This is a genomic window from Nocardia sp. NPDC004168 (assembly GCF_040610355.1).
GTDB classification, from domain to species: domain Bacteria; phylum Actinomycetota; class Actinomycetes; order Mycobacteriales; family Mycobacteriaceae; genus Nocardia; species Nocardia sichangensis.
Map to the genome: position 1 here is coordinate 174,951 of NZ_JBEXME010000002.1, position 14,779 is coordinate 189,729.

Below are 14,779 nucleotides of genomic sequence, written 5' to 3' on the forward strand. Positions count from 1 at the left end.
ACGCGCTGAGCGGGAACCGCTGGGCCATGGTGGATTTCAACGACTACGGCGCGGCGGCTTCGCGTCAGCGGTGGCGTCGGCTCACTCGCGGTCGCGGCGGCGCAGCAGTTCGTTCACGCTCACCGTGCGGCCGTCGCCGCCGTGGTGCCTGCCCTCCTCGGGGGCCCGGCCGATGTGGCGGCGGGAGGAGCGCAGTTCGGCCATCCAGCTCTCGATGCTGCTGCGGTTGGTGGTGTCCGGTCCGTTGTACGGCTCCGCGGGGATCTCGGGTTCGGGTGCGCGGTGCGCGGGGACGTCGGAAGCGGCCGGAGCATCGGGCGGCAGGTGGTGCGCCGGACCGGGCGCGTCGGGGCGCTGTTGTGCGAGATCGACGGTGTGTTCCTGCGAGATGCCCGACAGCGGGCGTGGTTCCGGTGCGTGGGTCGGGCGCGGGGCGGGTGGCGTGATCGGTGAGACGGCGGGTCGCGGGCTGTGCTCGGGCAGGGTCACCGACGGCACACCGGCATGCGATGCGTTCGGGTCCTGCGGCAGGCCGGTGGGCGGCGCCGGTCGCGGCGGGTGCACGGGCGGTGCCGGCGGCCGTTGCTCCGCTTGGCCGGGCGAGCGAGGATCGTTCGGAACCTGCGAAATCCGCCGCGGGCGAATCGGTTCGCCCTGCGGGGGTGTGGGATTCCGTGGTGGTTCCGTGCGTGGCCTGGCCGGATCGAGCGGCGGCGGCGCGGGGGTCGGCTGCGGTGCGGGCGACGGCGGTACCCGGTCCAGCCGCCTGGTCGGCGCCTCGGCCTCGATCTCGGCGACCGTGCGCGGCTTGCGCCTGCGCGGCACCTTGTTGGCGGCGGTGACGGCGGGGATCTGCATGGTCACCGGATCGGTGATCGGCGTGGTCTTCACCAGGTCGACGACATCGCTACCGCCGACGCGCTCGTCATCGAGGATCGGCTCACCGAGCCCGACCTTCTCCTGCACCTTCTTCATCCAGGCAGGCGCCCACCAGCAGTCGTCGCCAAGGAGCTTCATGGTGGCCGGGACGAGCAGCATGCGCAGCACGGTCGCGTCGATGAACAGCGCCGCGATCATGCCGTAGGCGATGTACTGCATCATCACCAGGTCGGAGAAGGCGAACGCACCCGTGACGACGAGCAGGATCAGCGCGGCCGCGGTGATGATCCGGCCGGTCTGCGCGGTACCGATCCGCACCGCCTCGGTGGTGCTCGCGCCTTGGGCGCGCGCCTCGACCATGCGCGACATCAGGAAGACTTCGTAGTCGGTCGACAGGCCGTAGATGATCGCGATGATCAGCACCAGCACGGGCGACATGATCGGCTGCGGAGTGAAATTCAACAGTCCCGCGCCGTGGCCGTCGATGAAGATCCAGGTGAGGATGCCGAGCGTGGATCCGAGACCGAGGGCGCTCATCAGCGCGGCCTTGATCGGCAGCACCAGCGAGCCGAAGGTCAGGAACATCAGCAGCGTCGTCACGAACAAGACGAGCGCGATCATCAAAGGCATCCGGCCCAGCAGCGCGTTGATGCTGTCCTTCTGGATCGTCGGCTGACCGCCCACGAGCATGGTGACGCCGTCGGGCAACGGCAGCGAGCGGAGGTAATCGATGGTCGGATCGGCGTCCTGCGAATTGGTCAGCGTGACGGACGTGTTGTAGATGGTCTTGTCGTTGGGAGCCGTGCTGGGCGGATAAGCGAATTCGCCGGCCAGCCCGGGCGCTTTGCTCGCCTCCTTCACCACCTTGGCTACCTGGGGAGCGAGGCTGGGATCGTCGACTACGAAAACCAGTTCGATCGGATCCGATTTGCGCAGCGGAAAGATCGTGTCGAACTCTTTCTGCGCCAAGCGGGTCGGATTGTCCGGCGGCAGATACCGCTCGTTGATACCACCGAAGCTCAGATTCTTGACCGGGATGATCAGCAGCAGCAAGAGGATGCAGAGCGGGATCGCGATCTTGAGCGGATGCTTCATCACCCAGCGGGTGGAGCGCCCCCAGATACCGTTCTCCACCTCATCGGCGGTCTTGGTCTGGCGGAACCGCTTGAGGCCGAGCAGGTCGACCCGCTTGCCCAGCACCGACAGCATGGCGGGCAACACGGTGATCGAGGTCAGCGCCGCGAGGGTGACCGTCGCGATGGCGCCGTAGGCCACCGATTTCAGGAAGCCCTGCGGAAACAGCAGCATGCCGCCGAGGCTGGCGACGATCATCGTGGCGGAGAACACCACGGTGCGACCCGAGGTCATCACCGTTCGGCGGACGGCGGTCCTGGTGTCGTATCCCTCGGCGAGTTCCTCGCGGAAACGACTCACTATGAACAAGCCGTAGTCGATGGCCAGGCCCAAGCCGATCATCGAGACGACCGGCGAGACGAACGAATTCACCTCGGTGAACTCGGTGATGAACCGCACGATGCCCCATGCGCCGATCACGGTGAGACCACCGACGATCAGCGGCAATCCGGCGGCGACGATGCCGCCGAAGACGAAGAACAGCAGGACGGCCACCGCCGGAATGGCGAGGATCTCCATGCGCTTCTGGTCGTCGGCCATGGTGTCGTTCAGCGTGCCCGCCACGGCCTGCAGACCCGTCACCTGCACATCCACCCCGGGGATGAAGAAAACGTTCTTCACCTTCCGGTAGTTGCGCACCATCTCGGTGTCGTTGTCGCCCTTGATGGCGATGGAGGCGAAGGCGTACTTCTTGTCCTTGGAGCCGAAAACGGAGGCCTGGACCGGAATGTTCGCGCTGTTCCGCCAGTAGACACCGTTGATCTTGGTGATCTCGTCGGGATGATCGCGGGGCAGACTTCCCAGATTCTCGAGGATCTTGCCGCTGAATTCCGGGTCATCGATAGTCTTGCCCTCCGGCGCCGTGTACAACACGATGACGTCGGAGTTGTGATCCCGTGCGAAGGCACCGTCTTTGATTCGCGCCGCGCGCGCCGACTCCGAGGTCGGATCATCCCACCCGCTGGAGCTGAGGTGGTCCTCCAACCCGAGGCCGTAGCCACCGAGAGCCAGAAGACCGGCCACGACCACGCCGATGACGGCGAATCGCAGCCGGTATACCAGATCGCCCCAGCGTGTGAACACTAAGCGACTCCTTGGGCGGGGCGAGAGGTGAGCAGTGCCGACAGCGGCCGGAACGGCTGCAGCCAGGCACCCTCGTCGGGCAGCGAGTCGAGGCTCACCCGGGGCAGCGGTTCACGGAACACGCCCGGAATGTCCTCGAGGTCGATGAATTCGAGAGTATCGGATGTGACGGCCCAACTCGCGTGCTCGCGGAAGCCGAGCACCTGAACCGGCACTCCTTTTGCGGCGAGCGCCTCCAGCGGTTCGCGGAACGCCTGGCCGTCGGCGGAGGCGACCATGATGCCCGCCAAGCCCGCGCCGCGGCTGCGTAAGGCGATGTGCGCCAGCATGTCGGCGTCGACGTCGGAGTCCTCGTCGATCTTCGGTTTGGCGAAGACCGCGTAGCCGACGTTGCGCAGCGCCTCCACCCAGGGCCGCACGACGTCGGCGGTGCCGGGCGCGATGTTGGTGAAAACGGTGGCCTCGGGTTCCACCCGATGCACCGCGCCCACCGACAGTTCCGCGGTCCGGGCCAGCAGCCAGCGGCCGAGCGCGTCGAACCGCGGGCGGTAGGCGGCGGTCGGACGACCGCCAAGAATGGCGCCGAGGCCCATGTCGAGGTTCGGGGCGTCCCACACCAACAGGACGCGGCGCACGTCCGGCCCCGAGCTGCCCAGACCTTCCGCTCCGCCGCCGTGCACCTCCCCGGCAACATCGACCACTTCGTGGGCCATTTCACTGACGCTCATCGGTCGATCTTCCCCCATATGAGCTCCGTGATGGCGCTACCGGCGCGATGTGCCTTGCCCTCGAATTTCGTGACGGGCCGCTCGAAACCGATCGGCGCGGTGGCGCGATGCTCCGCGCTGACACCGCCCGTCGCCTCGTTGAGACCCGAGAGCAGGGGCTCCGCCATGCCGACCGCGTGGATGTGCTCTGCGTAGCCCGCGTGGTCGGTGGCGACGTGCAGCACACCGCCCGGCTTCAGGCGGTTGGCGATCAGCGCGACCGTCGCGGGTTGCAGCAGCCGCCGCTTGTGATGGCGCGCCTTCGGCCACGGGTCGGGGAAGAACACCCGGACGCCGGTCAGCGACTCCTCGGCAATCATGTTTTCCAGTACGTCGACCGCGTCGCCGCGCAGCAGGCGGATGTTCTCGATCCCTTCGCGCTCGACGCGCTGCACCAACTGCGCCAGGCCGGGCTGATACACCTCGATGCCGATCAGGTTCAGGTGCGGTTCGGCCTGCGCCATGACGGCCGTCGCGGTGCCCGTGCCACAGCCGATCTCGATGACCAGCGGAGCGTCGCGACCGAACCAGGCGGCGGCGTCCAGCGGCTCGTCGGCGACCTCGCGGCCGATCGAGGGCCACATCCGGTCCCAGGATTGCTGCTGGGTGGCGGTCAGCGCGCCCCTGCGCGACCGGAAGCTGGTGACTCGTGGGTACAGGCGGGAGCCGGTCTTGTGCCTGGGCCCGCCCTCGGCCGGAGCCGAAGCTGTGGACGGCGGGCCCGGAACTGACTCGGCAGTATGGTTCGCGGCGTCGTTCACGGCGTCCATTGTCCAGCATCCGGCGATCAGTGCGGCAAGCGGTTGTGCACGGGCCGCTGAGCAGGAGGTCAGGCGGCGCGCGCGGGCGCGATCCTCGGCTCGGTCGGCCGTTGCTGACGCAGCGGTCTTCCGAGCGCGACCTTGGCCGCGGTCACCGCCATCTCCAGCAGTCCGCGCACACCCGAGGGTGAGGCGGCGACCGACCAGACAGTGCTGTCGCCCGCGTCGCTCACCGGTTGCCCGGCGAACCGGTCTGCCAGCCAGTCCAGGCTGATCGGCGTGGACAGCGGCAGCAGCGAGAAGTGCTCGCTGAGCCGGTCGCGAACGTAGGTCACCGCGGCGCCGCCGCGACGGTAGCGCGCCACCTGGCCGTCGATGCCCTCGATGTGGATGACCTGGTCGTGGATGGGTTGCACCACCAGCAGCGGGCAGGCCGGCGTCGTATTGCCGAGCCGCAGATCGTCGAACATCGCCCGCAGCTCCGGGGTGTCGAGCACCTCGGCGAGCGGGCGGTCGAGGAAGTCGTCCACCTTCTTGCCCGCCAGCCCGAGGATCGCGCCGACCGGCGTCGCGTTCTCGGCACGGACGACGAACCGGTGGCCGTCCGGGCTGAGCTCGTTGTCGATCAGCGAGCTCAGCGCGGGATACAGCCTGCGCAGGGCGGCGATGACGATGGCGGGCAGACCCGCGAAGGGCGTGCCGTTGAGCCGGTCGAAGACCTGGCGCGGGTCGCCGACCGGGGCGCCGAGCACCGCGCCGACGATGTCGAGTTCGGGGGCGTAGGTCGGCGCCATCTCGACCGTCCACGAGCTGGCCATGCCGCCGCCGGAGTAGCCCCACACGGCGACGCGGGTTTCCGGGCCGAGCCCGAGGGGGTCGAAGCGCAGGGCGGCGCGGATGCCGTCGAGCGCGCGGTAGCCGGGCTCGCGCGGCGCGCCGAAGTTCCCGTGCGGTCCCTCGTGGTCGGCGATGCTCACGGCCCAGCCGCGCCGCAGCGCGTTCGCGACCAGGAGCCATTCGAACTGGGTGATCGAACCGAGCGCCCGCGAGCCGTGACGCAGCGCGTAGGACGGCGAGCATTTCTCGGTCACCGCGTCCATCGCGGTCTGGAAGGCCAGCAGCGGGCGATCCTCGTCCGGTTCCGCGCCGATCGGAAGCAGTACGGTGGTGATCGCCGCTTCCGGTGCCCCGTGCAGATCACAGCTGCGGTAGAGTAACTGCCAGGCCGAGACCTGTTGCGGGACAATTCCGAACAGCGCCACTTCGATCTTCCTGCTGCGCAGAATGGTGCCCGGCGCCTTGGCCGCGAACCCTTTCGGCGGTCGATGGAACGGGTCCGTGCTGGGCAGCAAGGGCTTGCGGTCCGCGGGACAGGCGGGCTCCCGGTCGACAGCGCCGATGACATTCGCGGTCATCGCAACCTCCTCATCTTCGAGGTCGGTTGCCGCATGCGAAAGTTCAAGCTGCGCACCGGTTATGGTGCCGACCACTTCTGCAGGGTAAGTGACCGACCGGGCGTCTGGGAACCCCGCGATACACGGCATTCCCGGCACTAGACTCCCCGGCATGAGCAGACCGACAGTATTCATCACCGGCGCGGCGGCGGGCATCGGGCGGGCCACGGCCTTGCTTTTCGCTGCGCAGGGATACCAAGTCGGGGCTTACGACATCGATGAAGTCGGGCTGACCAGGCTTTCCGGTGATATCACAGCCAAGGGTGGCGTAGTTAACACAGGAGTGCTCGATGTGACGAACGCCACGCAGTGGGCGGAGCGGCTCGCGGAGTTCCACGCCGCGACGGGACGACTGGACATCCTGGTCAACAACGCCGGGATCCTGCGCGCGGGGCCGTTCGAGGAGATCGACATCGCCGCCCATCGGGCGATCGTGGAGGTCAACGTGGTGGGCGTGCTCACGGGGACACACAGTGCGTTCCGCTACCTGCGCGACACGCCGGGCGCGCAGGTGGTCAACCTGTGCTCGGCTTCGGCGATCTACGGCCAGGCCGAACTCGCGAGCTATGGTGCGACCAAGTCCGCCGTCAAGAGCTTCACCGAGGCGCTCGACCTGGAATGGGAGCGCCACGACATCCGCGTGCTCGCGATCTGGCCGCTGTTCGTGGCCACGGCCATGGTGGACGGCGTGACGACCGGGACGACGAAATCGCTGGGCGTACGACTGACCGCCGACGACGTCGCGGCCGGGATCTGGGAGGCCACCCGCAAGCGCGCCCGGCTGCCGAAAGTGCACTATGAGATCGGCGCGCAGGCGAAGGTGCTCGCGACGGTGGGGAAATACGCGCCGAACTGGATGGTGCGCACCGCCAACAAATACTTCAGTGGCAGCTGAGCCCGTCGAACCTGCCCGGCGAGCCGACTTCTGACACAATTGCGCACCATAAAAGGGGGTGTGTGCAGCATGCCGACAGCCACTGATTCCGATGGGCCGCTGCGGGAGCGTGGCGTGCCGACGTCCGCGCACGATCAGCTCGACAAGCTGCTCGCCGAGCTGCGCTTCGGCACCGGGCGGGATCCGCAGATCGGGTACGCCGCGGCGGCGGCCGTCAGCGCGTGGCGCAAGCCGCCGCGCATCCAGGTGACCGGGCGCGCGCACGCGGGGCGGACAACGGTGCTGCACGCGCTCGCGCTCATGTCTGCGGTGGAGACCGATCCGGTGGACCGGCCGGATGCGCCCGACCCCGACCTCGACGCCGACATCGTCGTCTACGTGCTGTCGGCCGCGCCGACGCCGGCCGATCGGAGGGTGCTGGCCACGCTGCCGCCGCAGCGCACGATCGCGGTGCTGAACAAAGCCGACGCGATCGGCTCTCGCTGGGGCGATGCCGTGGCCTCGGCCCAGCAGTACGGCAGCCAGCTGCGGCTTCCGGTGGTTCCGGTGGTCGCCTCGCTCGCGATGCGCACCAGGGCGGGCGCGCTGACCGGCGCGGAGCTGGACCTGCTGCGCAAACTCGCCACCGAAGCCGACCCCGCGTTGCTCCTCGCGCCGGACCTGTTCGTCGCACCGGGTCCGGATGCCGCCGAGCGCGAGGAACTGCTGCGCCGCTGGGATCTGTACGGCGTGGCCTGCGCGTGCACGGCCCTACGGCACGATCCGGATCTCGCTCCGCAGGCGCTGCTGCAGATCTTGCACGCGGCCAGCGGCATCGACGCGCTCCACCAGTTGCTGCACCGCCGCTACGAACAAGTGTCCGCGCTGCGCGGCGGCGAGCTGCTCGACGAGCTGGCCCGGCTCGCCGCCCGCGCGGTCCCGGAGGAGGGCGGCCGGGCGCGCGACCTCCTGGAGTCCTATCTGTACAGCGACGACGCCGTCTGGCTCGGACTCTGCGCGGGCCTGGCGGGGCCCGAAGTGGCCCATCTCGCCGCAGGGTATTCCGCGCCCGCTCCTTCCGACGCCGACGATGCGCTTGCCCGCGCCACGCGCTGGCACGCGGTCGTCACCAGCGATATGCCCCCGGCCGCCCGCCGCGCCGCGTTGCGGGTGCACAACGGGTACGTCCGACTATGGGAACGGATGAGCAGTGCCGGTCTCTGAGCCGCCGGAATCGGCGTCGCCTGGTGCGGCTGCCGCGGTGGATCCGCCTTCTTACACGGCGGGCGACTCCGCCGACGGCGAAGCCGAGCGCCCCGCCGCGCTCGTCCCCGAGCTCGCGGCCGTGGTGGAGCGATGGAATCCGCAAGGTATGGCGCTGCTGCGCGCGGTGCACGACTCCGGTGGCGCTCGTGCGGTCACGGTGATCGGCCCCGCCGACGTCAACACGACCTTGTTGCGCACCGAGTTGGCCCGGTTCGAACCGCGCCTCACGCTGTCGGAACCCCGCGCCGACGCCGTATCGGAGTCCGCCCCGCCCGCGGTGGCGTTGATCCTGCTCGACGCGGGCACCATCATCGGCGCGGACACGCTCGGGGTGGTCGATCGGTTGCGCGCGGACGGCGCCCGCCTGCTGCTCGCGATGAACGGCGTCCACGCCCACCGGGACTGGCACGCCGTGCGGGAGCGCGACCTGGAGTTGCTCGCCGCGTCGGGCGCGGGCGATCTGGACATCGTGCCGGTCTCGGCGCGGCTCGCGGCCGCCGCACGCGCCGCGGGCGACGCCGGACTGCTCGATCGCTCCGGTGTCGGCGCATTGCACGCGCGGCTCACCGCGGCAGCCGCCGCAGGCGGTGACCGGCCGGGTGCGGTGACCGGCCGGGTCCTCGCCGACACGCGTCGACGGGTGGCCGAACAGGTGGCGGTGCTGCGCTCCGGCGCCGAAGCGGCCCGGCTGCGCGAGGAGCGCGCCCTTCTGTTGGCCGGTCGCGACGGGGGGCGCGCCACCGCGATGTCCACCCTGCGCGGGCAGCTGCACCTGGCCCGGGTGGACCTGATGACCGAGATCGGCGCGAGCATCCGGGCGCTGCACACCGCCGTGCGCGCCGAGCTGGACCGGCTGCGGCCCGCCGAGCTCGGCGGCTACCCCACTCGGCTGCAGCAGTCCGTCACCGAACTGACCGGCGCCCTCGACCACGTCATCGACCAGCGCATCGCCGAACTGAGCGCCCGGATCGAGAGCACGGATCGGGGTTCGCCTACGCGGCGCCGCGACCAGGCCCCTCGGGTCGGCCCGGATCCCGAGCCACGCCATCGGGGTGTCGAAGATCACCTTATGATCGCGCTCGGCGCGTCGGCCGGTGTCGGTCTGGGTCGCTTGCTGGTTGCTCCGTTTTCCCTGGTATCGGCCCTCGACGTCGCGAGCGTGCCGGTAACGTTGCTGCTCGGCGGCGGTGCGGCGGCGTGGGTGGTCCGAGCACGCCGCCAGCTGGCCGATCGAGCGCACATCCGGCAATGGGTCGCCGACGCGTTGGTCAACGTAAAAGCGCAGCTCGAGCAGCGCGTGGTGACCGCACTCGTGGAAGCGGAGACCACTTTGGCCGATCACGTGGTCCAGGCAAGCACCGCGCGAATGGTCGAGACGGATCGCAGGGTGGCCCGGCTGGAGGCCGAATTGCGCCGGATGGCGGCCGAGCAGCCGGGGCAGCTCGCCGCATGCGAGCGCGACGTCCGGATCCTCGATCGCTGGATCGCGCCTGTTGAAACGAACGACCAATTGGGTACACAGTGAGGAACCCGATACCGTACCGGCCGTCACATCGCGTTAACCTCTATTCAGGAACTTGGGCGTCCGCTAAGTCCTGATCTGCCGCCCTCCTGGGGTGCGCGTTCGACCGGTCGGAGCGGGCGCCTTCCCGCCAACGGTGGCGCTCGGTGCATTCGCGCTGGTCATGGGCCTAGGGCCAGGCGGCGGAGCATCGAACAGCCGCCCATCTCAGGAGAGTTTTCATGACGTCAGCGACCATTCCTGGTCTTCGTGGATCCGACGGCAAGGCGCCGACCGAGCACAGCGAACTACTCGCCTGGGTACAAGAAGTCGCCGAACTCACCCAGCCGGATCGAGTGGTGTGGGCAGACGGCTCCGACGAGGAATGGGAGCGGCTCACCGAGCAGCTCGTCGCGGCGGGGACGTTCAAGCGGCTGGACGAGAAGAAGAAGCCGAACTCCTTCCTCGCCCTCTCCGATCCCTCCGACGTGGCCCGGGTGGAGTCGCGCACCTACATCTGTTCGAAGACCGAGGCCGACGCGGGCCCGACCAACAACTGGGTCGACCCGACCGAGATGCGCGCCACGATGACCGAGCTGTACCGCGGGTCGATGAAGGGCCGCACCATGTACGTGGTGCCGTTCTGCATGGGCCCGCTGGGCGCCGAGGACCCGAAGCTGGGCGTCGAGATCACCGACTCCGAGTACGTCGTCGTGTCGATGCGCGTGATGACCCGCATGGGCGCCGCCGCCCTGGAGAAGCTGGGCGCCGACCGCCCGTTCGTGAAGGCGCTGCACTCCGTGGGCGCGCCGCTGGCCGACGGCCAGGCCGACGTGCCGTGGCCGTGCAACGACACCAAGTACATCACCCACTTCCCCGAGGATCGGGAGATCTGGAGCTACGGCTCCGGCTACGGCGGCAACGCGCTGCTCGGCAAGAAGTGCTACTCGCTGCGGATCGCCTCGGCGATGGCCCACGACGAGGGCTGGCTGGCCGAGCACATGCTGATCCTGAAGCTGATCTCCCCGGAGAACAAGGCCTACTACATCGCCGCCGCGTTCCCCAGCGCCTGTGGCAAGACCAACCTCGCGATGATCCAGCCGACGGTGCCGGGCTGGCGCGCGGAGACCTTGGGCGACGACATCGCCTGGATGCGCTTCGGCAAGGACGGCCGTCTCTACGCGGTGAACCCCGAGTTCGGCTTCTTCGGCGTCGCGCCGGGCACCAACCGCAGCTCCAACCCGAACGCCATGGCGACCGTGGAGGCGGGCAACACCGTCTACACCAACGTCGCCCTGACCGATGACGGCGATGTGTGGTGGGAGGGCCTGGAAGGCGAGCCCGATCACCTGATCGACTGGAAGGGCAACGACTGGTACCAGCGCGAGACCGAGACGCTGGCCGCGCACCCGAACTCCCGCTACTGCACGCCGATGGCGCAGTGCCCGATCCTGGCGCCCGAGTGGGACGACCCGCAGGGCGTGCCGATCTCGGCGATCCTGTTCGGCGGCCGCCGCAAGACCACCGTCCCGCTGGTCACCGAGTCCTTCGACTGGCAGCACGGTGTGTTCATGGGCGCGACGCTGTCCTCCGAGCAGACCGCGGCCGCCGAGGGCAAGGTCGGCACCGTCCGCCGCGACCCGATGGCCATGTTGCCGTTCCTCGGCTACCACGTCGGGGACTACCTGGGCCATTGGATCAACGTCGGCAAGAACGCCGACGCGGGCAAGCTGCCGAAGATCTTCTACGTGAACTGGTTCCGCCGCGGCGGCGACGGCCGCTTCCTGTGGCCGGGCTTCGGTGAGAACTCCCGCGTGCTGGAGTGGATCATCGGCCGTATCGAGGGTTCCGCCCACGCCGAGGCGACCGCGATCGGCAACGTGCCGACCGCCGCGCAGCTCGACCTGGAGGGACTGGATGTCGACCCCAAGGACGTCGACGAGGCGCTCGTCGTGAACGCCGACGAGTGGCGCAAGGAGATCCCGCTGATCGAAGAGTGGTTCGAGTTCGTCGGCGACAAGCTGCCTTCCGGCGTGCGTGACGAGTTCGAGGCGCTCAAGCAGCGTCTGGGCTGACACTCCACCCAAAGTAGCATTCGCCCGCACCATCCGGCAGATGGTGCGGGCGATTTGTTCTGCGAGACAAACGTTTCCGTGTTCAGCGCGGTCCGGAAGCGCCCTTCGAGCATCGCGGTCGGCCGTGGAGCTCGCCGGACCACTCCGCGCGGTCCGCACTCCACGAACCATGGCTTGTCGTCCAGCGCGGTCGTCGCTCTACCGCGCGGAGATCGCGGATCATGGCTGCCGGAAACGGCGACACCGTGGCGGTTATAGAATCCCGAGGGCTTCGAGCTGATCCAAAATTTCCGACACTCGTGTGTGAATCGATCTCATACACGCGACGAGGGGCACATCGTCATCGGTATCGGGAACATTGACGACGACAGTCGCCACGAGTCGGTTGTTGTATGTGAGCTGAGATTGTGTGAACCCAGGGCGAAGCTTCAAACGGAAATGCTTGAAAACAGCTCCCGGCACGAGTTCGTGGACTGCCAGTCCTGGAATATCCACGACTTCGTAGTCATCCGATGGTGCGAAAATCAGCTCGGTCCTGAACGAGTTGGTGACGAGCACTCGGCGGTGCGCGTCACGGTCGACGAGTTCGCGGAGAAGTCCGAGTGGGTGATGTGTCGGCTGCGGATCGTTATATGGCTGATGGCGGAGAATTATCGCTGTGGTCGTGGCGTCGAATATCTCCTGAACGCATATCTCCTCACCCCTGCTGTCCGTGCTGCTCAGCAGGATCGGGAAATGCTCCGCGTGCGGGTAGACGGCGTGGTCGAGGGCGGCCCTCGAGTTGGTGAGCGCGTCACCGGTGATCAGTCCCCACTCGTCGGGCACCTCGGATACGCTCACCGCGGCTACCTGACAATCGATCTCGTTCTCGTATTCCAGGCTCGGGGAAAGGTCGACTCGGACTTCGACCTGGTTCGCGTTCTGGTATTCCGAGATCATGCGTTCGAGGTCATTGATGTGGTGTCCCGCGCGAGCAAGCTTGTGCCGTGCGCTTGCGATGCCGGTGACACCGTTCATAACGTTGAGCATACCGATCGGTCTGACGGGGCGGCTTGGTTATTCGGCGAACGGGGACATCCGGATCATGGCCAGGAAACCCGCCCTGTTGAGCCAATGAATCCGGCCTTTCGGCATCGCCTTCGCTTCCGCTCGGAAGGCGGCGACGACATGCCGTACGAACTCCAGTCGCGGGTGCCGCCGCAGCAGTTCGGCGACCCACTCGCGGTCCAGTTCCGCCAGTCGCGTCCCGAGTACGTCCACCGAGGCTCCCGCGGAGACGAAGCCGCCGGGGTCGCCGAGATCGTCGGCGACCCCGGGCGTGATGTGGGCGGCGATGGCCGCGCCGATCGCTTCGGCCCGTTCTGGCGGCGCGCCCGCGCCCAGTGCGACGGCGGCCGCCCGTTCGCCGCCGACCACGGCGAAACACCGTCCGGGCGTGGGATGTTCGAGTTGCAGGTCGTGCAGTAGACAGGAGACGTAGACGAGCTCGTCGTCGTAGGCGGCGCCGTCGAGATCCGCCAGGACCCGTCCGAAGTAGTAGGTCCGCAGCGAATGGTTCAGCACGTGCGGCGACAGCGACTCCCGCGCCTCGGTCTCCGCCGCGACGGCGAGCTGGGAGTCGGGTAACCGCAGGCCGGCGAACTCCAGCCGCCCGCGTCCCCGCCTGCCCAGTGCCAGCCGGAGCCGGTTGGGCGCCATGGCGGGCAGCGTGCGGGCGGTCGCGACGGCCAACGCGCGGCGTTGCTCTTTCGACAGAGCGCCCCCGGTGCGGGTGGCCCATGCCCAGTCGAGGCCCGTCGGTGCGGCCACGATTCCTCCTTCTGGTCGGAACTCGGTGTGCACTGAAGTCAAGCGTGTGTCCGGATCCGCGGCGAGTGGCGGAAATGACAGTATTGCTCGGATTCGTGCCAAACTGGGGACGATGAAGCAAGTCGTGGCGCTCGCGCTGGACGGGGTGATGGCCTTCGACCTGGCCTGTGCTGTTCAGGCGTTCCGGCACGGGCCGGGCAAGACCGGCGAGCCGTCCGGGTTCGAGATGCGGACCTGTGGGGTGCGTCCCGGTCCGGTGTGGACACCCAACGGCTTCGAATTGCGCGTGGAGCACGGGCTGGAGGCGTTGGCGGAAGCCGATGTCGTCGTCGTGCCCGGCATCGGTATCCCGACGCTGCCCACCCCACGGGAGGCGCTCGTCGCATTGCGCGGCGCGGCCGCGCGGGGCGCGACCATGGTGAGCATCTGCGTCGGCGCGTTCGTCCTGGCCGAGGCCGGGCTGCTGGACGGACGACGCGTGACTACGCACTGGGCCTATTGCGACGAGTTCGCCGAACTGTATCCGGCGGTGCGTTTGGACCCGACGGCCCTCTACGTCGATGACGGTGACGTGCTGACGTCGGCCGGGCTGTCGGCGGGTCTCGATCTGTGCCTGCACATCGTCCGCCGCGAGCTGGGCGCGCACGCGGCGGCGGAGCTGGCCAGGTGGAACGTCACCGCGCCGCACCGGGAAGGCGGTCAGGCGCAATACATTCCGGACGCACCCGCCGCGCGTACCGAGGGCGGTCTCGCCGCGACGATGGCCTGGGCGGTGGCGGAACCAGCTGTGGCGGTGGATGTTTCGGCGCTGGCCGCGCACGCGCTGATGAGCGAGCGGACCTTCATCCGCCGTTTCAAGGCGCAAGTCGGCACCACGCCGCGGCGGTGGCTGGATGCCCAGCGCACCGCACGGGCGCGCGAGCTTCTGGAAACCACGCGTTTGCCAGTGGAAGTCGTCGCGGTAAAGGCCGGGTTCGGCAGCGTCACCGCGCTCCGGGCGCACCTGCGTGCGGCGACGGGCGCGACACCGGCCGCGTATCGCCGGTCGCTGGGCCGGTGAACGCACCGGGGTGAAGTGCCTGGTGCGGCGAATAACCTTGCGGGGGAGATGATTCGGTTGTGCCGACCTCGGCGCTCGGGAGTCGGGCGGTCGGATCGGTGTCCCGCGTCACACTC

11 protein-coding genes are annotated in these 14,779 nt (G+C 68.6%); 5 read left to right on the forward strand and 6 right to left on the reverse strand.

From position 1 onward, the window contains the following. Window positions 1-81: 81 nt before the first annotated feature. Genes ABZW96_RS04575 through ABZW96_RS04590 form a run of 4 tightly spaced genes read right to left on the reverse strand, consistent with a single transcriptional unit; the run spans window position 82 to window position 6,039 of the window. On the reverse strand, window positions 82-3,096 hold the full coding sequence (locus ABZW96_RS04575; protein ID WP_355071329.1) for an MMPL family transporter: 3,015 nt from the start codon (window positions 3,094-3,096) through the stop codon (window positions 82-84). Then, window positions 3,096-3,824 (reverse strand): NYN domain-containing protein, encoded by a 729-nt coding sequence (locus ABZW96_RS04580; RefSeq protein ID WP_195044044.1) that lies wholly within the window; start codon window positions 3,822-3,824, stop codon window positions 3,096-3,098. The genes ABZW96_RS04575 and ABZW96_RS04580 overlap by 1 nt, the downstream gene beginning before the upstream one ends. Further along, window positions 3,821-4,633 (reverse strand): tRNA (guanosine(46)-N7)-methyltransferase TrmB, encoded by an 813-nt coding sequence (gene trmB, locus ABZW96_RS04585; RefSeq protein WP_355071330.1) that lies wholly within the window; start codon window positions 4,631-4,633, stop codon window positions 3,821-3,823. The genes ABZW96_RS04580 and trmB overlap by 4 nt, the downstream gene beginning before the upstream one ends. Window positions 4,634-4,692: 59 nt before the next feature. Next, window positions 4,693-6,039: a lipase family protein gene (locus tag ABZW96_RS04590; protein WP_355071331.1), complete on the reverse strand. Its 1,347-nt coding sequence runs from the start codon at window positions 6,037-6,039 to the stop codon at window positions 4,693-4,695. 151 nt (window positions 6,040-6,190) lie between these two features. On the opposite strand from ABZW96_RS04590, the gene ABZW96_RS04595 reads away from it, so the two are divergent. The 4 genes from ABZW96_RS04595 (at window position 6,191) to ABZW96_RS04610 (ending at window position 11,794) form a co-directional block, all read left to right on the forward strand. Beyond that, entirely contained in the window at window positions 6,191-6,973 is a 783-nt protein-coding gene (locus ABZW96_RS04595) for an SDR family oxidoreductase (protein ID WP_355071333.1), read from the forward strand. Between the two features lie 69 nt (window positions 6,974-7,042). Then, window positions 7,043-8,176, forward strand: coding sequence for a hypothetical protein (locus ABZW96_RS04600; RefSeq protein ID WP_355071335.1), 1,134 nt, complete (start codon window positions 7,043-7,045; stop codon window positions 8,174-8,176). Continuing rightward, window positions 8,163-9,743 (forward strand): hypothetical protein, encoded by a 1,581-nt coding sequence (locus tag ABZW96_RS04605; protein WP_355071336.1) that lies wholly within the window; start codon window positions 8,163-8,165, stop codon window positions 9,741-9,743. The genes ABZW96_RS04600 and ABZW96_RS04605 overlap by 14 nt, the downstream gene beginning before the upstream one ends. 218 nt (window positions 9,744-9,961) lie before the next feature. Beyond that, window positions 9,962-11,794 (forward strand): phosphoenolpyruvate carboxykinase (GTP), encoded by a 1,833-nt coding sequence (locus ABZW96_RS04610; protein WP_355071338.1) that lies wholly within the window; start codon window positions 9,962-9,964, stop codon window positions 11,792-11,794. Between the two features lie 252 nt (window positions 11,795-12,046). Here ABZW96_RS04610 and ABZW96_RS04615 read toward each other — a convergent pair whose 3' ends face one another. Beyond that, entirely contained in the window at window positions 12,047-12,811 is a 765-nt protein-coding gene (locus ABZW96_RS04615; RefSeq protein WP_355071340.1) for a hypothetical protein, read from the reverse strand. Between the two features lie 39 nt (window positions 12,812-12,850). Further along, window positions 12,851-13,603 (reverse strand): phosphohydrolase, encoded by a 753-nt coding sequence (locus ABZW96_RS04620; protein ID WP_355071342.1) that lies wholly within the window; start codon window positions 13,601-13,603, stop codon window positions 12,851-12,853. A 103-nt stretch (window positions 13,604-13,706) separates the two neighbouring features. Between ABZW96_RS04620 and ABZW96_RS04625 the strand changes: the two genes are divergently transcribed. Next, the gene (locus tag ABZW96_RS04625) at window positions 13,707-14,663 is read left to right on the forward strand and encodes a helix-turn-helix domain-containing protein (RefSeq protein WP_355072091.1); all 957 of its coding nucleotides are present in this window, start codon (window positions 13,707-13,709) and stop codon (window positions 14,661-14,663) included. Window positions 14,664-14,779 lie beyond the last annotated feature (116 nt).